Genomic DNA, 18,657 nt, shown 5'->3' with positions numbered 1-18,657 from the left:
TGATTGTGCTGACGGTTCGGGGGTGCTTGTCAAGGCGGGAAAGATGCCTTGACAAGCACCCCCGAACCGCAGGGGGGCTTCGTATCGGGGTTGGGGGAGGGGCTGGGTGCCTCGATAGTTGGGTGCAGCGGCGGCGGTTGGTTGGTTGGGTTGGGGCTTGCGCCCCAATGTGGCATTGGGTGCGCGGGACGCAACCAATGCCGCATTGGGTGCATGCGACGCAACCAATGCCGCATTGGGTGCGTGGGGTGCACCGATTGCCGCGTTGGGTGTGTCGCGGAGATGGGGCGGGCTGTGAAGGGCTCCTTGAGGGAATCTGGGTCCGTGAAGGGGTCCCTCACGGACCGGCGGGGGTCGTGAGGGGAACCCTGAGGGACTCAGAGTCCGTGAAGGTGGCCCTCACGGAACTGGTCAGGGGGTGGTCAGGGCGGTTAGGCGGCTGGCTAGTAGGTCGATGTCGGCTTCGGTGGTGCGGTGGTTTGTGATGCAGGCGCGGACGCAGGCTTGGCCGCGAATTCTTGCGGGGCCTAGCATCGCGGTGCCTTCTTCGTGCAGTCTCGTGAGGAGTTCTGCGTGTGCTTCGGCGTTGCGGCCGGGCATTCGGATGCAGACTGCGGTGAGCGTCACCGGGTTCATCAAGGTTAAGCCGGGGGCGGCGGCGATGTGTGAGCCTAGGCGGGCGGCCAGGGTTAGGCAGCGTTCGGTGACTGTTCGGAAGGCTCCTACGCCGAAGGTGCGCAGTGCGGCCCAGACCTTCAAAGCCTTGAAGCTGCGGGAAAGTTGCGGGCCGTGGTCCATGTAGTCGAGCAGGTGGGCGTCGTCGATTGCGGTGAGGTAGGACGACGACGAGGAGAAGGCGAAGGCTGCGCGTAGTTTCGCCATGTCCTTGACTAGCAGGGCTCCTGCTTCGAGCGGGGCGAAGAGCAGCTTGTGCGGGTCCAGGGTGATGGAATCCGCGCGGGACAACGGAAGTAGCGCGTCGCGGGTTGAATCGGCTAGGGCGAATAGGGCTCCGTATGCGCCGTCTACGTGTAGCCAGAGGTTTTCTTGTGCGCAGAGGTCCGCGATGGGGCCGATGGGGTCTATCGAGCCCGTGGTTACTGTGCCTGCGGTGGCTACGATGCAGAACGGTTCTTTTCCGGCCGCCCGATCGTCGGCGATTGCTTGGGTTAGCAGGTCGACGCGGAGTTGGAAATGGTCGTCGGTCGGGATTGTGCGGACGTTGGCTAAGCCGATTCCTAAGAGGGTGGCGGCTTTGACGACGCTGCGGTGTGCTTCGTCGGAGGTGTAAAGCACGAGAGGGGCGCGGTTATCTTGCAGGCCGTGTTCGCGGAAGTCTGGTCTGCGGTCGGCGATGGCGGCGGTAATCGCGTCCTTAGTGGCTCCGGAGCCGCCGTTGGTGAGGATGCCTCCGGAGGACGGGCCTAGGGCGAAGAGGGTGGTGAGCCAGTCCATGACGGAGCGTTCGATCACGTTGGCGGCGGGGGAAATCTGCCACAGGTTGCAGTTCTGGTTCAGGATCGCGGCGATCGCTTCGGCGTAGGGGCCGATGCCGGTGGGCGGGCCCTGTACGTAGGCGAGGAAGCGTGGGTGGGCGATCGTGGTGGTGTAGGGCACGATCCGGTCTACGACGTCGGCGAAGAAAGCTTCTACGCCAAGGCCTTCTTCCGGGAAAGGTTCGGCCAGCAGTTTGGTCAGGGTTTCCCGGTCTGCGTCAGGGGCGATCGGGCGACTAGTGAGTGAATTTTCGTAGCTGTCGGTGAACCTGGCCAAAAGTTCGGCGGCTCTGGTCCGTTCGGCGGCATTGAGAATGAGGGAAGTGCCGTCCATGCGCCCTCTTCTGTTCGAAGGTCTTTTCCGGCACAAGGTGGCATGGTCTAGAACAGTGGCGCAATGGCGGAAAGCAGGGTGTGGGGCTTTTGGCTGCTGGGCCGAATAGGACGGGGAAAGGAGTGCCCGAACGGCCGGGGCAACTAGGGAAACCGGGCATGATCGGGGTGTGCGGCCGAACGGCGGTACCGGGGAAAGGTTGGGGGACAAGGGGTTCCAGGGTCGGCTCCGGAGGGGGGGAGCCGACCCTGGAAGGGGGTCAGGAGAGTTCGTCGGTCAGGTCGCTGAAATCCGCGGTGTTCCAGCGTTCGGGGCGCATGGAGATCACGACATTGTGGCTCTGTTCGGGAGTGGCTTTGATGTAGGCGAGCGCCGCGTCCTCGGGCAGGTATCGGCGCGCCATCTCCAGGCGGTCTTCCTCCGTGACTGCGCGGACGCCGGTGACGGGGCCTTCGGCGGTCGCGTAGCGGATGGTCTTCGGGTCTTGCACGCACAGGGCGAAGCGGCCGGCGGCTTCGATCAGTTTCGTCTTTCGGGCACCGGGCGAGGTGAGCACGGTGACCTCGCCGCCGGGGGTGTACTGGTGCCAGATCGGGGTGGTGAGCGGTGCGCGACCGGGCTCCGCGGTCACGCTCAGGACGCTGATGATCGGTTCGGCGAGCAGGGCCTCGCGTTCGGCGGGCGGGATCTTGCTGACCATCTCGGTGCTCCTTAAGGCCAATCGATTTGCCTTTAGGTTACGCACACTTCACGCATTAAGGCCACCCCCATTGCTTTAGGATGACGGGATGACTCGGCCGGGCGGACGCAGCGCGCGGGTGCGCGAAGCGGTGCACCGTGCGGTGATCGAGCTGCTCGCGGAGGGGGAGACGACTGCGGGGGTACCGCAGATCGCGGAGCGGGCAGGGGTGAATCCGACCAGCGTTTACCGGCGCTGGGGCAGTTGCGCGAGCGTGCTGCTCGACGCCGCGGTCGCTCGGTTGAGCCTGACGTCGCCGGTGCCGGACACCGGGTCGCTGCGGGGCGACGTCGAGCAGTGGGCGACGGCGGTCGAACGCGCGCTCGCGGATCCGGATGGCGCGGTGCTGGTTCGGGCGTTGATCACCTTCATCGGGACCAACGCTGATCCGATCGAGCATCTGCTGTCGCGTGGCGAGGACCTGGAGCAGATGCTGACTGCGGCCGCGGCTCGTGGCGAGCCCGCACTGGACCTGCAGGAACTGCTGGACTACGTGCTCGCTCCGCTGTATCTGCGGGTGTTGCTGAGAAGGCCGATCGAACCGGGGATAGGCGTGCAGCTCGCCGATCGGTTGCTTACGGCAGCAGGTCTTCCTCCCGCTTCCGGCCAAGGTGGTTGAACAGCAGGTTCAGCACGAAGGCCAGTACCGCGGCGACGGTGATCGGGCTGCCGCAGATCGTGCGCAGCCAGGCGGGGAAGTGCTGGAAGAACACCGAGTTGCCGAAGCGGTCGAGGCCAAAAGCGGGCAGCAGGCCGACGCCGAGTGCTACGGAAACCACGAAAGCGTTGTGGTTGCCGGAAAAGTCGACCTTCTTGAGGGTCTGCACGCCGACCACCCCGACCATCGCGAACATCACCACCGCGACGCCGCCGACGACCGGTTCCGGGATCGCGGCGATGAACGCGCCGATCTTCGGCACCAGGCCCATCACCACGAGCATGCCGCCGGTCGTGGCGACCACCCAGCGGCTGCGCACGCCGGTCATCTGCACCAAGCCGACGTTCTGCGCGAACGCGGTGTCCGGGAAGGAGTTCATGAAGCCGCCGAAGATCGCGGACAGCCCGTCGGTTGCGAGGCCGCGGGAGAGATCGGACGGCGTGACCGGGCGGCCGGTGATCTCGCCGACGGCGATCAGGTCGGCGGTGGTTTCGGTGAAGGACACCAGCATCACCACGCACATCGACACCACGGCGGCGACCGGGAACGTCGGCGCTCCGAAGTGGAACGGCGAGGCCAGCCCGAACCAGCTCGCGTCGCCGACGCCGGAGAAGTGCGTGCGGCCGAGCGGGATCGCGATCAGCACGCCGGCGATGAGCGCGACCAGCGGACCGATCTGGCCGAGGAAGCCGCGCAGCACCCGGGTGAACAGCACCACCAGCGCGATCACGCCGAACGCCAGCCCGAGGTTCGCAGGATCGCCGTAGGACGGGTCGCCGGTGTCGTGCCCGCCGATCATCGCCGTGCCGGGGCCGAGCAGCGAGATGCCGATGACCAGCAGCAACGTCCCGGACACCAGCGGCGGGAAGAACCGGATCAGCGCGGCGAACGGCCGGGCGATCAGCAGGCCGAAGACGCCGGAGGCGATCATCGCGCCGTACACCGCGGTGATGCCGTACTGCGCGGCGATCAGGATCATCGGGTTGACCACAGTGAACGTCGCGCCGGCGACCACCGGCAGCCGGACGCCGAACAGCCGCCCGATGCCGACCGACTGGACCAAAGTGGCCAGTCCGGCGACGAACAGGTCCGCGTTCACCAGCAGCGCGATCGACGCGTTGTCCAGGTGCAGCGCGCTGCCGATGACCAGCGGCACGGCGATGCAGCCGGTGTACATGATCGCCATGTGCTGCAGTCCGAGCAGAAGCAGCCGTCCGGCGGGAAGGCCCCGGTCGACCGGGTGCGCGGCGTTGGTCATGAGCGGCTCCTTCTGTGTGGTCCCGCCGGATTATGGCTGCACATACCGCCGGTTTGTGTGTGACCATGCCAGACATGACTGCACGACCTCCGTTCCGTGCCGATCATGTAGGGAGCCTGCTGCGGCCGGCGGTGCTGCGCCAAGCGCGGCGCGACCAGGCGGCGGGGGAGATCTCCGCCGAACAGCTGCGAGCCGTCGAGGACGACGCGATCCGCGACGTCGTGAAGATGCAGAAGGCGGCCGGCCTGGAATCGGCGACCGACGGCGAGTTCCGCCGCTCCTCCTGGCACATGGACTTCATCTACGCGCTCGGCGGCGTCTCGCGCAGCGACGAGCGGCTGCACGTGAAATTCCACAATCTCGCTGGCGACCTGGAGTTCAGCCCGCCGGGCTTGCAGGTCGACGGCAAGGTACGGCTGGACGAGCCGATCTTCGCCGACCACTTCGAGTTCCTGAAGGCGCACACCGACCCGGGCATCACACCGAAACTGACCATCCCGTCGCCGAGCATGGTCTATTACCGCGGCGGCCGGGCGGCGGTGAGCGAGACCGTGTACCCGGAGCTGGACGAGTTCTTCACCGACCTCAGTGCGGCGTACGCGGAGCAGTTGCGTGCGATGAACGCGCTGGGCTGCACATATCTGCAGCTGGACGACACCAGCCTCGCGTATCTCAACGACCCGAAACAGCGCGAACTCGTCGCGCGCATGGGCAGCGACCCGGACACCATGCACCTGCGCAATATCTCGACGATCAACGCCGCGCTGGCGGGGAAACCGGACGACCTGACCGTGACGACGCACCTGTGCCGAGGCAATTTCCGCTCGTCGTGGGTAGCGTCCGGGAGCTACGAGTTCGTCGCCGAAGCGCTATTCGGCGAGCTGGCGGTGGACGGCTTTTTCCTGGAATACGACGACGAACGCTCCGGCGGGTTCGAGCCGTTGCGCTTCGTGCCGAAGGGAAAGCGGGTCGTGCTCGGGCTGGTGACCAGCAAACGGCCGGAGCTGGAAGACCCGGACGCGCTGGTGCGGCGGATCGAGGAAGCGTCGCGGTATGTGGACGTCGACCAGCTGTGCTTGTCTCCGCAGTGCGGCTTTTCGTCCACTGAGGAAGGAAACGATCTGACCGCCAGCGAGCAGCTGCGAAAGCTGGAGCTGATCGTTTCGACGGCGGAGCGGGTCTGGGGTCGTTCGTGATCACCTGCGTGGTCGACTACGTGATCGACCCGGAGAAGATCGCGGACTTCGAACGGTTCGCCGCCGAGTGGATGCGCCTGGTCCGGCGCGAGGGCGGGGTGCACCACGGGTATTTCCTGCCCGCGGAAGGGGCCAGCGACGAGGCCCGGGCGCTGTTCAGCTTCGAAAGCCTGGCCGCGTACGAGCGGTACCGGACACTGTTCGGAGTGGACCCGGAGTTCGTGGCGGCGGATCGGATCCGGGACGAGAGCGGATGTGTGATCCGGTACCGGCGGACGTTCATGCGGCCCCTTTTGCCGGACGATCAGTTGCCGGAGTGATCACGTGAGGTAACGCGACAACTGAGCAGCCCCGTCCAGCATCGCGTGTGCCCGGGCGGTGAGCCGGGAACGCCAGGTGCGCAAGGCTTCTTCCAGCGGCGCGACCCCGCCCGCGTGCCGGACCTGCTCCAACACTGCCGCGATTCGGGCCAGGGGGTAGCCGCCGCGGCGGAGTTGGTGGGCTAGGCGGGCATCGCGCACCGCGGCCGGTGGGTAGCGCCGGTTTCCGGCTCGGTCTCGCTCCGGTTGGAGGATCCCGGCGGCCTCCCATTTGCGCAGCGTGGCGGGGTGCACGGACAGCTGGTGCGCGAGCGCGCCGATGGAGGGCACAGTCTGGCGTGCGTCCGGTTCCTGCGTCAGGTTTCGCAGCGCGTGCTCGACTTCGGTGAGCGTGCCGCGGTCGCGCAACAGCTCGGCGTGGCCCTCGTCGATCAGCTGGAATGCGGTGTCTTCCGAACGCTCGTTGACCGCCCGCAGAATCGCTGCCGCGCGGGCGTGGCCGAAGCCAGGACGCAGGGCGAGGAAGGCGCGCAGCGCTTGCGCGTGGTGTTCGGTGTACGTCCGGTAGCCCTGCGGTCCGCGTTCGGCGGGCGGGAGGATGCCGTCCTCTTCGTAGTTGCGGACGGCTTGGGTCGACAAGCCGTGCTCGCGGGCGAGGTCCTTCGGACGCATATCACCTCCGGTTTGAGGGTTCTTTCCCATTCAACCAGGTGAGGTGAGCAGAAGTGCCAACAGAGAGTTCAACGATACGGTCAAAGCAATGCAGACCTTTGACGACTTCCTCGCGCAGCGTTCGCCGACTCTGCTTGGTCTGGGTGAGCCCACCCACTGGACCGAGGCGTTCCCCTTGTTCCGCAACGAAATCTTCCAGCATCTCGTCCTCGAACACGGCTACCGTTCGATCGCGCTGGAGAGCGACTGCCTGGCCGGACGCCTGGTCGACCACTACGTGACCACCGGCGAAGGCGAACTCGACAAGGTGCTGGCCACCGGGTTCAGCCACGGTTTCGGGGCGTTCCCGTCCAACCGCGCGCTGGTCGAATGGCTGCGCGACTACAACGCTGGCCGGGCGACCGAAGACCAGGTCCACTTCCACGGTTTCGACGCTCCGCTCGAGATGGCGAGCGCGCCCAGCCCGCGCGCGGTACTCACCGAACTGCATGGCTTTCTGGCCAAGCATCTTGACGACGTGCCCCACGACGTCGCCACCATCGAGCGGTTGGCTGGCGATGACGCGGCCTGGGCGGACGAGGCGGCGATGTGGGACGGGGCGAAGTCCAAAGGGGACAGTCCTTACGCACGGGAGCTGCGGCTGGTCGCCGACGATCTCGCCAGCCACTTCGAGCGCGCACGACCGGCGTTGCCCGACGGCGGCGACCTGCTCGCCCGGACCGCGGTCGGGCTCTGCCGCTACCACTCGCTGATGGCCGACACCTCGCCGGAACGGATGGGCAGGCTCGGGGCGCAGCGCGACGCGATGATGGCGGACAACCTGCTCGCGCTGCCGGGCACGTTCGTCTCCGCGCACAACCAGCACCTGCAGCGACGCGCGGCTTCGATGATGGGTGGGCGGTGGTGGAGCGCGGGCGCGCAGGTCGCTGATCGGCTTGGTGACCGGTATGTGTTCATTGCCACCGATTTCGGCGCTTCCGATGCGGTAGGGGAGCCCGCGCCCGGGACGCTGCAGGCGTATCTGGCCGCGACGGTTCAGGACCGTGAACTGGTCGAAACCGCCGGAATCGACCCGGACCTGCCCGCGCGGACCGGCGACGGACGCGGGTATCTCCCGTTCGACGCGGTCGAAGCGGCGGACGCGATCGCGTTCCTGCAGCGGGTGTGACCGCTGCTCCTCGACGATCTTGGCTGAGGTGTGCTCAGATGGAGCCCGAGATGTCGGGAGGAGCGAGATGAGCACCGAGACCGTTCTCGTCGTCGGCAGTGGGCAAAGCGGGTTCCAGGCCGCGGCGTCCTTGCGCGACAAGGGGTTCGCCGGCCGCGTGGTTCTCGTCGGCGACGAGCCGGGGGTGCCGTATCAGCGGCCGCCGCTGTCGAAGGCGTATCTGGCGGGCAGCGCGGGCGTCGAGCAGCTGGTGCTGCGGCCCGAGGATTACTTCGCCGAGAAGGAGATCGAGCTGGTCCGCGGCCGGGCCGCCGCGATCGACCGCGACGCGGCGAAGGTCCGGCTCGAGGACGGCACGGAGCTGGGTTACGACCATTTGGTGCTGGCCACCGGCGCGCGCAATCGTGCGCTGCCGGTGCCAGGCGCCGACCTCGAAGGCGTCCTGACGCTGCGCACGCGCGCGGACGCCGACCGGCTGCGGGCTTCGCTGGACGCGGCGGGCGACGTCGTGGTGATCGGCGGCGGGTTCATCGGGCTGGAGTTCGCCGCGCACGCCGGCCGTCCGGTCACCGTGGTGGAGGCGCAGGACCGGCTGCTCGCGCGGGTCGCGTCGCCGGAGATCTCGGAATTTTTCGCCGAACATCACCGGGCGGCCGGGCACACGTTGTTGCTGGGTGTCGGTGTTACCGCGCTGCACGGGTCTGGCCGCGTGGAGTCGGTTGAACTCTCCGACGGGCAACGGCTGCCTGCCGACCTCGTGGTCGTCGCGGTCGGCGTGCTGCCGGAGACGGCGCTCGCCGAGGCGGCTGGGCTTGAGGTGCGCAATGGCGTGGTGGTCGACGAACACTTGCGTACCGAGGATCCGAAGATCTTCGCGATCGGCGACTGCGCGTGCTTCCCGTGCGTGCAGGCCGGTGCCGCGACTCGGCTGGAATCCGTGCAGAACGCCGTTGACCAGGCACGATCGGTTGCCGCGGCGATCGCCGGGGAACCGGCGCGCTACGACAGCCTGCCGTGGTTCTGGACCGACCAGACCGGCGCGAAACTGCAGATCGCGGGCATTCTCGGAGCCGCCGACCGGACCGTGGTCACCGGTGATCGGGACGCCGGGAAGTTCTCCGTGCTGTCCTTCCGCGATGACGTGCTGATCGCCGTCGAGTCGGTCAACCGCGCGCCGGACCACATCGCCGCCCGCCGGTTGTTCGCCGCCGAACCGCATCCGGCGTACGCGGATTTGGAAGCCAGCTCGTTCGATCTGAAAGCACACCTGAAGTCGCGCACCGCGGCTTGATCGGAGGTTCCGTTGCGCACGCAGGTCGCCGTGATCGGTGCCGGCCCGGCCGGGCTGCTGCTGTCGTATTTGCTGCACCAGGCCGGGGTCGAGGCTGTCGTGCTCGAAGCCCGCGACCGCGAGTACGTGCGGCAACGCGTGCGCGCCGGGGTGTGCGAGCAACCGACAGTCGACCTGCTCACGGAGATCGGTCTTGGTGGCCGGTTGGCAGCGGAAGGCTTGCCGCACGAGGGTTTCTCGCTTCGGTTCGACGGTGCCGACCATCGCATCGCGCTCACCGAGCTGACCGGCAAGGCGATCACGGTGTACGGGCAGCAGGAGATCGTGAAGGACCTCGTGGACGCGCACGAGGCCGCGGATCTTCCGCTGCACTTCGAGGTTTCGGAAGTTTCACTGTCCTCTTTGGATACCTCGCGCCCTGTTGTGCGCTACCGGGATTCCTCTGGTGCCTGGCAAACCCTGGAATGCGACGCCGTGGCGGGCTGCGACGGTTTCCACGGTGTCTCGCGTCCGTCCATTCCGGACGCTGTGCTGACTACTTTCGAGCGGGAGTACCCCTTCGCTTGGCTGGGAGTGCTGGCGCAGACGCCGCCGTCGCACGAGGAGCTGATCTACACCCATCATCCGCGGGGTTTTGCCTTGCACAGCATGCGTTCCCCGGACGTCACGCGGCTGTACCTGCAGGTTGATCCGGCGGAGAACCTGGCGGCCTGGTCGGATGACCGGATCTGGGCGGAACTGTCGACGCGCCTGGCTGTTGACGGGGAGTTCACCCTGCAGGAGGGGCCGATCCTGGACAAGGGCATCACGCCGATGCGCAGCTTCGTCACGGAGCCGATGCGCCACGGCCGGTTGTTCCTGGCTGGCGATGCGGCGCACATCGTGCCGCCGACTGGGGCCAAGGGGATGAACCTGGCTGTCGCGGATGTCGTGGCGTTGTCGCGGGCTTTGGTCGCTTTGCTGCAGGGGGATTCGGCGCTGGCGGAGTCCTATTCGGACACTTGCCTGCGTCGGGTGTGGCGGGCGGAGCACTTCTCGTGGTTCATGACGACGATGCTGCATGTCGACCCGGGGGCGGACGCTTTCGCTCAGCGGCTGCAGCTGTCGCAACTGCGGTACACGGCTTCGTCGAGGGCAGCGGCGACGAGTTTGGCGGAGAACTACGTGGGGTTGCCGTTCGCCTGAGCGCGCCCATCGATGGCTGCATGCTCACTTGCTTGCTCACTTAGGTTAAAGTGAGCAAGCAAGTGAGCATGCAGAGGTAAGCGGGGGCAGGATGCTGGACGACGAGCTGGCGGAGATTGTCGGCAACCTTCGTCGGCTCGGCGGCGACGATGCCGACGTCGAAGCCAAACGCGCTGAGGATCGCCTGCCTAAGTCGGTCAGGGACACGGTCTCCGCGTTCGCCAATACGCGAGGTGGAGTTCTGATTCTCGGGCTCGACGAGACCTCGGGGTTCAGTGCGAACAGCGTGCGCGACCCGGCGAAAATGACTGCCGACCTGTCCGCGGTCTGCGCCGACGAGATGGAGCCGCCGCTGCGGCCCTTGATCAAAACTCACCGTTTCGAGGGTGCGGACCTCGTTGTCGCCGAGGTTCCCGCCCTCGACAGTCGCAGCAGGCCTTGTTTCGCCAAGCGGCTCGGAATGGCACAGGGCAGCTACGTCCGGGTCGGCGACGGGGACCGGCGGCTCAGCGGCTACGAGGTCCACCTCATGGTGGCCAACCGGGGGCAGCCGCGAGACGATGAGGAACCGGTCGCTGAAGCAGATCTTGCCGACTTGGACTCCGAACTCGTCTCGACGTTCGTCGGGCGGCTTCAACAGCAGAGGCCCTACGCGTTCGCGGACCTTTCGCGAGAAGACGTTCTGCGCAGGGTCAAGGTTCTCGTCGATGATCGAGTGACTGTCGCGGGATTGCTGGCACTCGGGCGCTATCCGCAGCACTTCTTCCCTCAGCTGATGATTTCCTTTGTGCATTACCCGACGCCGGAGGGGGCGGATCTCCGCACTGGAGACAGATTCCTCGACAACCGGGTTCTCGAGGGATCGATCCCCACGATGGTTCGTGACGCGCTGGCTGTGCTTCGTGCGAACATGTCACGCCGGGCGACGGTGCGCGGTGCCGGGCGCATTGACAGCTGGGAGTACCCAGAACCAGCGCTGCGCGAGGCTGTGGTCAATGCGTTGGCTCATCGCGATTATTCGTCGGAATCTCGCGGTACCCAGGTGCAGATCGAGATGTACCCGGACCGGCTCGTCATCCGCAATCCCGGCGGCCTCTACGGGCCGGTCACTGAAGACACCTTGGGGGAGGAAGGTGTTTCTTCGGCGCGGAACGCTACCTTGCTCAAGCTTCTCGAGGATGTGCCGTTGCCGGGCACGGCGCGCACCGTGTGCGAGAACCGCGGCTCGGGAATCCGCACGATGCTGATGGCGTTGCGGGACGCCTCATTGAGTCCGCCGCGGTTCGTCGACAAGATTTCCTTTTTCCGGGTCGAATTCCCCAGCCACGCATTGATCAGCGACGAGGTCGTCGCTTGGATCCGACGACTCGGCGAGTACGGGCTGACCGACAGCCAGTGTCTCGGACTGGCCATGAGCAAAGCCGGAGACGTCCTGGACAACCATTCCTACCGAAGTGCGACCGGGGTGGACTCGCGGCGCGCGACTGCCGAACTCGGCGATCTGGTGGCGCGTGGCCTGCTGCGACAGACCGGAAGCCGACGGTGGGCACGCTATGAACTCGTCGCTTCGGTCGGTACCGGTCTTCGGCCGCCGGGTAGGCGGGATCGGCGACGTGAGGTGCTGGATGCCCTGGGCGCTGCCGAGTTGGCCCGGGCGGAAATGGCGGCGGTGCTCGACATGCCGGACAAGACCGTGTCCCGCTGGTTGCGGGTCTTGCGAGACGAGGGATTGGTCGAATTGATCGGCGAGTCGCCGCGCAGTCCGAATGCTCGTTACCGACGCACCAGCAAGGTCATGCTCGGCGAATAACCCTGACACCTGGTCAACCAAGGGTTGACGCACCTCAATCGTCAACCTACAGTTGACGCCATGACCGACTCAGTGAAACTCGACGACCTCATCAGCGCCATCAAGGCGAACAACGACAAAGACGCCCTCGCCCAGCTCACCGACGCCGTGTACGTCGGCCAGCATCTCGGCGACGTCGCGGACCACCTGATCGGCCACTTCGTCGACCAGGCGCGGCGCAGTGGGGCTTCCTGGACCGACATCGGGGCCAGTATGGGCGTAACCAAACAAGCCGCCCAGAAGAGATTCGTGCCGAAGAGCGACGATTCATCCGGCGGGATACAACGGATGTTCGGCCGCTACACCGACCGGGCGCGGCACGTCGTCGTCGCGGCTCAGCAGGCGGCCATCGACGGCAAGAGCCCCGAGATCGACACCGTTCACCTGCTGCTCGGCCTGCTTTCCGAGCCCGACGCGCTGGCCGCCGGCGCGATCGTCGCGCAGGGGATCACTCTCGACGCGGTCAGGGAAGCCGCCGTGGCGAAGCTGCCGGAGCCGGTCGACCAGGTGCCGGAGAAGGTGCCGTTCGCTCCGGCGGGCAAGAAGACGCTCGAACTCACCCTGCGCGAGGGGCTGCGGCTCGGGCACAACTACATCGGCACCGAGCACATCCTCCTCGCCCTGCTGGAACAGGGCGAGGGCGCGGGCTACGAAGTCCTTGCCGCACTGGGGGTCGACAAGGAACACGCCGAAACGAAGATCAAGGAATTCCTCGCGGAAATTCTCAGCACGTTGCAAAAATGATCGCCGTCGCGCTCGCGGTGCTGTTCGTCTTGACCCTGATATAGCGAAGGGCTCTCCCCAAAGAGGGGAGAGCCCTTCTGCGGCACCAAAAATCAGGCTTCGACCTCAGATTGGTCTCCGGCCCACAGGGTGTGGAACGAGCCCGGACGGTCGACCCGCCGGTAGGTGTGCGCGCCGAAGAAATCGCGCTGTCCCTGCACCAGCGCGGCCGGCAGCCGGTCCGCGCGGAGGCCGTCGTAGTACGCCAGGGCGGTCGAGAAGCCGGGCGTCGGGATGCCAAGGCGGACCGCCGTCGAGATCACCGAACGCCACGAGTCCTGCGCGTTTTCGACCGCTGCCCGGAAACCGCCGGACGTGAGCAGGGTCGGGAGACCCGGCTCCGCGGCGTAGGCGGACGTGATGTCGTTCAGGAACTTCGCCCGGATGATGCACCCGCCGCGCCAGATCGACGCGACCCGTCCCAGGTCGATGTCCCAGCCGTACTCCGCCGCACCGGCCTGGATCTGGTTGAAGCCCTGCGCGTACGCGACCACCTTCGACGCGTACAGCGCCTGCTCGACGTCGTCCGCGAAGGTCTCCAGCGCGGACCCGGTGAGCGGCGTGCGCGTCGGACCGCCCAAGCCGCGCGCGGCCGAACGCAACCCCGTGGACCCGGACAGCGACCGTGCGAAGACCGCTTCCGCGATGCCGCTGATGGGCACGCCCAGGTCGAGCCCGATCTGCACGGTCCAGCGGCCGGTGCCCTTCTGCTCCGCCGCGTCCTCGACCACGTCGACGAACGGCTTGCCGGACGCGCTGTCGACGTGCTTGAGCACCTGGGCGGTGATCTCGATCAAGTACGAGTCGAGCCGCCCGGTGTTCCAGGTGCCGAAGACGTTGGCGATCTCCGCCGGCGAGTAGCCCGCCGCGCCGCGGAGCAGGTCGAACGACTCCGCGATCAGCTGCATGTCGGCGTACTCGATGCCGTTGTGCACCATTTTGACGAAATGCCCGGCCCCGTCCGCGCCGACGTGCGTGCAGCACGGTTCGCCGTCGACCTTCGCCGAGATGTCCTCGAACAGCGGGCCGAGCGACTCGTAGGACTCCTTCGACCCGCCGGGCATGATGCTCGGCCCGTGCAGCGCGCCTTCCTCGCCGCCGGACACACCGGTGCCGACGAAGTGCAGGCCGCGTTCGCGCAGCGCCTGCTCGCGGCGGCGGGTGTCCGCGAAGTGCGCGTTGCCCGCGTCCACGATCACGTCGCCCGGCTCGAGCAGCGGCGCGAACTCCTCGATGACGGCGTCGGTCGGGCCGCCCGCCTTCACCATGATCACGATCTGCCGCGGCCGCTCCAGCGCGTCGACGAACTCCTGCGCGGAGTACGCCGGGATGAAGTCGCCCTCGTCGCCGAACTGCTCGACGAGCGAGCGGGTGCGCTCCTCGGAGCGGTTGTGCAGGGCGACCGTGTGCCCGTGCCGGGCCAGGTTCCGCGCCAGGTTGCGGCCCATGACCGCGAGGCCGGTGACCCCGATGCTCGCCTTCTTGCTCATCCGAAACCTTTCCGAAAACCTCTGCCGGATTCCGAGCCTAGCCACAAAACCGGTGCTCACGAGAAGCAGCGGATCGGGCCCCCGTTCCAGGCCAGCATGTCCTTCAGCGGAGCCACCGGATCGAGTGGCGCACCCCACCCTTCGCCGTCGAGTTCGGCGTACGCCCGGTGCAGGTTTCCGGCGAGGCGCTCCTGTTCGGTCAGCTCGGCGAACCGGCCGAGGTCGGTCGCCTTCGCCTGCTCCAGCGGCGAGCGCCCGGCCGCCTTGCCGGTTTCCGCGGTGCACTGGACGAACTCCAGGTAGTCGTCGACCAAGTCCACCGTTTCGAGTCCGCACACCGGGCCGTGGCCGGGCAGGATGACCGCCGGGTCGAGCTCGCGGATCACGTTCAGCGCGGCCCGCCAGCCGGCGACCGACCCCATCAGCGCGAACGGGCTGCCGCCGTTGAACACCAGGTCGCCCGAGTAGAGCAGGCGCTGCTCGGGCAGCCAGACCAGGACGTCGTTGGTGGTGTGCGCGGCGTGGCCGGGGTGGATGAGGTCGATCCGGGTCTGTCCGGCGTAGAGAGTGACGGTGTCGTCGAAGACCAGGTCGGGCACGCGCAGTTCGAGGTTGCCCCAATCGCTGTCGGTGAAGACGCCTTCGTACCGCTGGATCCCGTCGGCCAGCAGCGCCTCGCGGGTCTTGCGGTGGCCGACGACGGTGGCTCCGCCGACGAGGTAGTTGCCGTTGGTGTGGTCACCGTGGTGATGCGTGTTGACGAGCGTCGTGACCGGGCCGACGGTGTCGCCGACGGCCGAAAGGAGTGCGCGCGTACGCCGTTCGGTCGCGCATGTGTCGATAAGCACAGCGTGCCCGTCGGCGGCGACGAAGCCGCAGTTGTTGATGAACCAGGAACCGTCGGGCTGGACATAGCCGAACGCGCCCTCTGCCAGCTGTTTGACGCTAGCCGCGCCAGGGGATCGATCGATCACGCCGACACTATGCCGCCCATGCCGCCGACGTGGGGCCTCAGCTGTGCAGCTGTGCCCGGAAGTCTCCTCTTAGTCCGAATGGAGTAGCCGAGATGTCCGCGGCGCCCGGAATCCACTGCTCCGGCAGGGTGACATGCCGGGTGACTGGCGTTCTCGTGCATTTCCTGAAACGCTGCCGGGTGTCATCATCGAACTCCGTTGGGTCGCAGTGGCCTGGGTGGTTCGTAGTTCGCGGTCCGGCGGAAAGCCCGTCGGCAGTAGTGTTCAGGAGAGCAAGGGGAGATGGCGAGCACCGTCACCTCGCGCCGCAAGCAGCTCGGCAACGAGCTCCGGCATGCTCGAAACGCCGCGAAGATGACGCAGCAGCAAGTCGCCGAGGTACTCGGCTGCACCCAGGGCAAGGTCAACAAGATCGAGTCCGGTGCGGTGGGGGTCAAGCTCGGAGATGTGCGGACCATGCTGAACGCGTTCGGGATCAACGGCGAAGAAGCCGACACTCTGATGAACCTGGCCCGGGCCGCGGCCGGGCAGCGCGGCCATTGGTCGGGCTACCGGTCGGTGGTGCCGCACTGGTTCCGCACCTTCACCGACCTCGAGCCCGCCGCCGCGGAAATCCTCACCTGGCACGGCGAGCGCGTGCCGGGGCCGCTGCAGTCCGAGCACTACATGCTCAAGCAGTTCACCGAGGCGGGGGCCACCGACGTCACGTCGCTCGTGCGCAACCGGCTCGACCGCAAGGCGGTGTTCGACCAGCAGCAGCCGCCGTACTACCGGTTCATCATCAGCGAGGGCGCGCTGCGCCGCGCGCCCGGCGGGTTCGCACCCGCGGTGATGCTGGACCAGGTGGAGCACCTGCTCGCGCTCGACCGGCACCCGCGGGTGTACGTGCACGTGCTGCCGTTCGGCGCGAAGCTCGCCGCGGTGCCCAACGACTTCACGATCATGCGGTTCCCGGACCGCACGCGCGACTTCGTCTACATCGAACACTCCGCGGGCGGGCTGTACCTCGACGACGTGAAGGACTTCAACATCTTCGTGGACTCGTGGGACCGGCTGCGCGGCGCCGCCTTGGAACGGGGCGAGACGCGGCAGTTCCTCAAGGAGCTGGCGGAAAGCTACCGTTCGCAGATGATGTGACCAGCGCTTCGAGCACGGGCACGGTCTCCGCGGCATCGGGCAGGGCGTTGATCTCCGCCTGCATGCGTTGCGCGGCCTCGCGATAGCTGGGGTCGGCGAGTACTTTCGCGGCGGCTTGGCGAATTTCGTCCGGTGTGGACGTTTCCGGGTCGAGCGCGAGCCCGACGTCCAGCGCGGTGCAGCGGCGGGCGTTGCCGGGCTGATCCGCGCCCATCGGGAAAAGCAGCGAGGGCAGGCCGTGCGAAAGCGCGCCGATCACGCTGCCGGACCCGGCGTGCGAGATCATCAAATCGAGGCGCGGCAACAGTTCGGCCTGCGGGACGAACCGTTCCACGCGGACGTGCGGCGGTTGCGGCCCGAACTCGGCGGGGTCGATCTGGGTGCCGACAGTGGCGGTCACGTCGGCGTCCAAGTGGCCTAACCCGGCGAGAGTGCGCTCGATGAGATCGCCGGACTCGAGGTTGAAGTTGGTGCCGAGCGTGAAGTACACGTGCGGCTTCTCGGCGGGCCGGCGGGGCGCGACCGGATCTCCTTGGCGGAACGAGAAAGCGCCCGGCGGCAGTGGCGAACTGGGGTCGCGAAAGGACGGCGGGATCGGCGAGAGCGCCTGGCCGCGGGTCAGCATTTCGAGCTCCGGGTCGTCCGGCAGACCGTGCGCGGCGCGGGCCTCGGCGAGCGGCTCGGCGAGGAGTTCCTTGCGCAGCAACGTTCCGGCGGCGAGCACCAGGACGGTGGCGCACGGCAGGCCGACTACTTCGGCTGCGATCGCGGCGGAGAAGTCCACTTCGTCCCGGACGATCAGGTCCGGCCGCCATTCGCGGGCGATCTCCAGCAGCACCGGCACGTGTTCCTGAGTCGCACGGCGGGCGAACAGTTCCCGGATTTCCCAGTCGTCGCGCGCCGGATCGACCGGCGGCATCGGCTGTCGCGTCACCTCGACCTCGCGCGGTTCGTTGACCGCGAAGGTCGTGAATCCGGCTTTGGCCAGCGCGGGCACGTGCGAACCGCCGCCCGCGACAGCTACGGTATGGCCGCGTGCGAGGAGCGCTCGCGCGACCGGTGCCATCGGATCCCAGTGGCCGCGACCGCCGACGAACGAGAAGAGGATGCGCATCCCTCGCAACCTAGTGGCCCGGATGTACTTCAGTCGTGGCATTTTCGGGCGATTGCCGGGGGCGGCGGCGCGCGGGCGCGGCGAGTGGGCACACTGGTACCCGCACGGAAGGGGAAGCTGATGACTCAGGCACCGGATCCGGAAGCCCCGGAGGGCGTCGACCTCGATCGGCCGAACGCGGCGCGGATCTACGACTGGTTCCTCGGCGGCACCGCCAACTGGGCCATCGACCGCGAGTTCGGCGAAAAAGCGGTCCAGACCTTTCCGATGATCAAGACCATCGCCAAGGCCGGCCGCGAGTTCCTCGGCCGCGGCGTGCGGTACATGGCCGAGCAGGGCATCGACCAGTTCCTCGACATCGGCTCCGGCGTGCCGACAGTCGGCAACGTGCACGAGATCGCGACGTCGGTGAACCCGAACGCGCGCTGCGTCTACGTCGACAACGAGCCGGTGGCCGTCGCGCATTCGCAGATCCTGCTGGAACGAGACGGCGTCGCCGACCGGCACGCGGTGCTGCAGGGCGACCTGCGCAACCCGGCCGACGTCTGGCCGCGCGCGCTCGACACCGGCGTACTCGACCCGAAGCGGCCGATCGGCCTGATCATGGTCGGAGTGCTGTACTTCGTCGGCCGCGACGAGCCGGCGCTGGAGATCGTGCAGAAGTACCTGTCGCTGCTGCCGTCCGGCTCGTACTTCCTGTCCTCGCACCTGACCGACGACGGCGTCCCGACGAACGACGGCGAACGCCGCGACGCGATCCACAAGCAGTACCAGAAGTCGAGCACGCCGTTCCACTACCGCTCGCGGGCCGAGTTCGGGGAGTTCTTCTCCGGGCTGGAACTGGTGGAGCCGGGCATCGCGTGGGTGTCGGACTGGCATCCGGAGGCGGGCGAAACGACGGCGAGCGCGCGGATGGCGGACGATCCTTCGTTCAGCGGCGGGATTTGCGCTCTGGGCCGCAAGCCCTGACGGGCCGGAGCCGCCCGGCTCCGG

Annotated in this window: 17 protein-coding genes and 1 pseudogene; 11 read left to right on the top strand and 7 right to left on the bottom strand. The window is 67.3% G+C overall.

Features of this window, described 5'->3' with window-relative positions; all coding sequences use genetic code 11:
* Positions 1 to 411 precede the first annotated feature (411 nt).
* Both ACFXI3_RS40685 and ACFXI3_RS40680 read right to left on the bottom strand, forming a co-directional pair.
* On the bottom strand, positions 412 to 1,830 hold the full coding sequence (locus ACFXI3_RS40685) for a pyridoxal phosphate-dependent decarboxylase family protein (protein ID WP_378406984.1): 1,419 nt from the start codon (positions 1,828 to 1,830) through the stop codon (positions 412 to 414).
* Positions 1,831 to 2,089: 259 nt separating this feature from the next.
* The gene (locus ACFXI3_RS40680; RefSeq protein WP_378406982.1) at positions 2,090 to 2,530 is read right to left on the bottom strand and encodes a pyridoxamine 5'-phosphate oxidase family protein; all 441 of its coding nucleotides are present in this window, start codon (positions 2,528 to 2,530) and stop codon (positions 2,090 to 2,092) included.
* Positions 2,531 to 2,618: 88 nt separating this feature from the next.
* Between ACFXI3_RS40680 and ACFXI3_RS40675 the strand changes: the two genes are divergently transcribed.
* A complete protein-coding gene (locus tag ACFXI3_RS40675; protein ID WP_378406980.1) occupies positions 2,619 to 3,188 on the top strand; it encodes a TetR-like C-terminal domain-containing protein in 570 nt (189 codons plus the stop codon).
* Here the strand turns inward: ACFXI3_RS40675 and ACFXI3_RS40670 are convergent.
* Positions 3,145 to 4,485 carry a nucleobase:cation symporter-2 family protein gene (locus tag ACFXI3_RS40670; RefSeq protein WP_378406978.1) on the bottom strand — a complete coding sequence of 447 codons (1,341 nt, stop codon included), beginning with the start codon at positions 4,483 to 4,485 and terminating at the stop codon, positions 3,145 to 3,147. The genes ACFXI3_RS40675 and ACFXI3_RS40670 overlap by 44 nt on opposite strands.
* Before the next feature lie 74 nt (positions 4,486 to 4,559).
* Between ACFXI3_RS40670 and ACFXI3_RS40665 the strand changes: the two genes are divergently transcribed.
* A complete protein-coding gene (locus ACFXI3_RS40665) occupies positions 4,560 to 5,681 on the top strand; it encodes a 5-methyltetrahydropteroyltriglutamate--homocysteine S-methyltransferase (protein ID WP_378406976.1) in 1,122 nt (373 codons plus the stop codon).
* Positions 5,678 to 6,001: an NIPSNAP family protein gene (locus ACFXI3_RS40660; RefSeq protein ID WP_344288031.1), complete on the top strand. Its 324-nt coding sequence runs from the start codon at positions 5,678 to 5,680 to the stop codon at positions 5,999 to 6,001. The genes ACFXI3_RS40665 and ACFXI3_RS40660 overlap by 4 nt, the downstream gene beginning before the upstream one ends.
* Here ACFXI3_RS40660 and ACFXI3_RS40655 read toward each other — a convergent pair whose 3' ends face one another.
* Complete coding sequence (locus ACFXI3_RS40655) at positions 6,002 to 6,673, bottom strand: MerR family transcriptional regulator (protein WP_378406974.1); 672 nt, start codon at positions 6,671 to 6,673, stop codon at positions 6,002 to 6,004. It abuts the gene before it with no gap.
* Positions 6,674 to 6,761: 88 nt separating this feature from the next.
* On the opposite strand from ACFXI3_RS40655, the gene ACFXI3_RS40650 reads away from it, so the two are divergent.
* From ACFXI3_RS40650 to ACFXI3_RS40625, 6 genes and pseudogenes are all read left to right on the top strand, one after another.
* Positions 6,762 to 7,841 (top strand): erythromycin esterase family protein, encoded by a 1,080-nt coding sequence (locus tag ACFXI3_RS40650; RefSeq protein WP_378406972.1) that lies wholly within the window; start codon positions 6,762 to 6,764, stop codon positions 7,839 to 7,841.
* A 67-nt stretch (positions 7,842 to 7,908) separates the two neighbouring features.
* Positions 7,909 to 9,132, top strand: coding sequence for an NAD(P)/FAD-dependent oxidoreductase (locus tag ACFXI3_RS40645; RefSeq protein ID WP_378406970.1), 1,224 nt, complete (start codon positions 7,909 to 7,911; stop codon positions 9,130 to 9,132).
* 12 nt (positions 9,133 to 9,144) lie between these two features.
* Positions 9,145 to 10,317 carry a 4-hydroxybenzoate 3-monooxygenase gene (locus tag ACFXI3_RS40640; RefSeq protein ID WP_378406968.1) on the top strand — a complete coding sequence of 391 codons (1,173 nt, stop codon included), beginning with the start codon at positions 9,145 to 9,147 and terminating at the stop codon, positions 10,315 to 10,317.
* Positions 10,318 to 10,408: 91 nt separating this feature from the next.
* A pseudogene (locus ACFXI3_RS40635) lies at positions 10,409 to 10,765 on the top strand (helix-turn-helix domain-containing protein); the annotation flags it as partial.
* A gap of 147 nt (positions 10,766 to 10,912) precedes the next feature.
* Complete coding sequence (locus tag ACFXI3_RS40630) at positions 10,913 to 12,127, top strand: ATP-binding protein (RefSeq protein WP_378406988.1); 1,215 nt, start codon at positions 10,913 to 10,915, stop codon at positions 12,125 to 12,127.
* A gap of 60 nt (positions 12,128 to 12,187) precedes the next feature.
* Entirely contained in the window at positions 12,188 to 12,910 is a 723-nt protein-coding gene (locus tag ACFXI3_RS40625; RefSeq protein ID WP_378406966.1) for a Clp protease N-terminal domain-containing protein, read from the top strand.
* A 92-nt stretch (positions 12,911 to 13,002) separates the two neighbouring features.
* Here the strand turns inward: ACFXI3_RS40625 and gndA are convergent, their stop codons facing one another.
* Together gndA and ACFXI3_RS40615 are read right to left on the bottom strand one after the other, a co-directional pair.
* Positions 13,003 to 14,439: an NADP-dependent phosphogluconate dehydrogenase gene (gene gndA / locus ACFXI3_RS40620; RefSeq protein ID WP_378406964.1), complete on the bottom strand. Its 1,437-nt coding sequence runs from the start codon at positions 14,437 to 14,439 to the stop codon at positions 13,003 to 13,005.
* Between the two features lie 56 nt (positions 14,440 to 14,495).
* The gene (locus tag ACFXI3_RS40615; protein WP_378406962.1) at positions 14,496 to 15,413 is read right to left on the bottom strand and encodes an MBL fold metallo-hydrolase; all 918 of its coding nucleotides are present in this window, start codon (positions 15,411 to 15,413) and stop codon (positions 14,496 to 14,498) included.
* A 282-nt stretch (positions 15,414 to 15,695) separates the two neighbouring features.
* Between ACFXI3_RS40615 and ACFXI3_RS40610 the strand changes: the two genes are divergently transcribed.
* Positions 15,696 to 16,550: a helix-turn-helix transcriptional regulator gene (locus ACFXI3_RS40610; RefSeq protein WP_093571970.1), complete on the top strand. Its 855-nt coding sequence runs from the start codon at positions 15,696 to 15,698 to the stop codon at positions 16,548 to 16,550.
* Here ACFXI3_RS40610 and ACFXI3_RS40605 read toward each other — a convergent pair.
* Positions 16,510 to 17,664, bottom strand: a complete 1,155-nt coding sequence (locus tag ACFXI3_RS40605; protein ID WP_378406960.1) for a glycosyltransferase — start codon at positions 17,662 to 17,664, stop codon at positions 16,510 to 16,512. The genes ACFXI3_RS40610 and ACFXI3_RS40605 overlap by 41 nt on opposite strands.
* A gap of 120 nt (positions 17,665 to 17,784) precedes the next feature.
* On the opposite strand from ACFXI3_RS40605, the gene ACFXI3_RS40600 reads away from it, so the two are divergent.
* Positions 17,785 to 18,633, top strand: coding sequence for an SAM-dependent methyltransferase (locus ACFXI3_RS40600; protein WP_344288050.1), 849 nt, complete (start codon positions 17,785 to 17,787; stop codon positions 18,631 to 18,633).
* Positions 18,634 to 18,657 lie beyond the last annotated feature (24 nt).

Source organism: Amycolatopsis sp. NPDC059235 (assembly GCF_042754125.1).
Taxonomy (GTDB): Bacteria; Actinomycetota; Actinomycetes; order Mycobacteriales; family Pseudonocardiaceae; genus Amycolatopsis; species Amycolatopsis albidoflava.
This window is presented reverse-complemented; position numbering and strand designations above follow the sequence as displayed.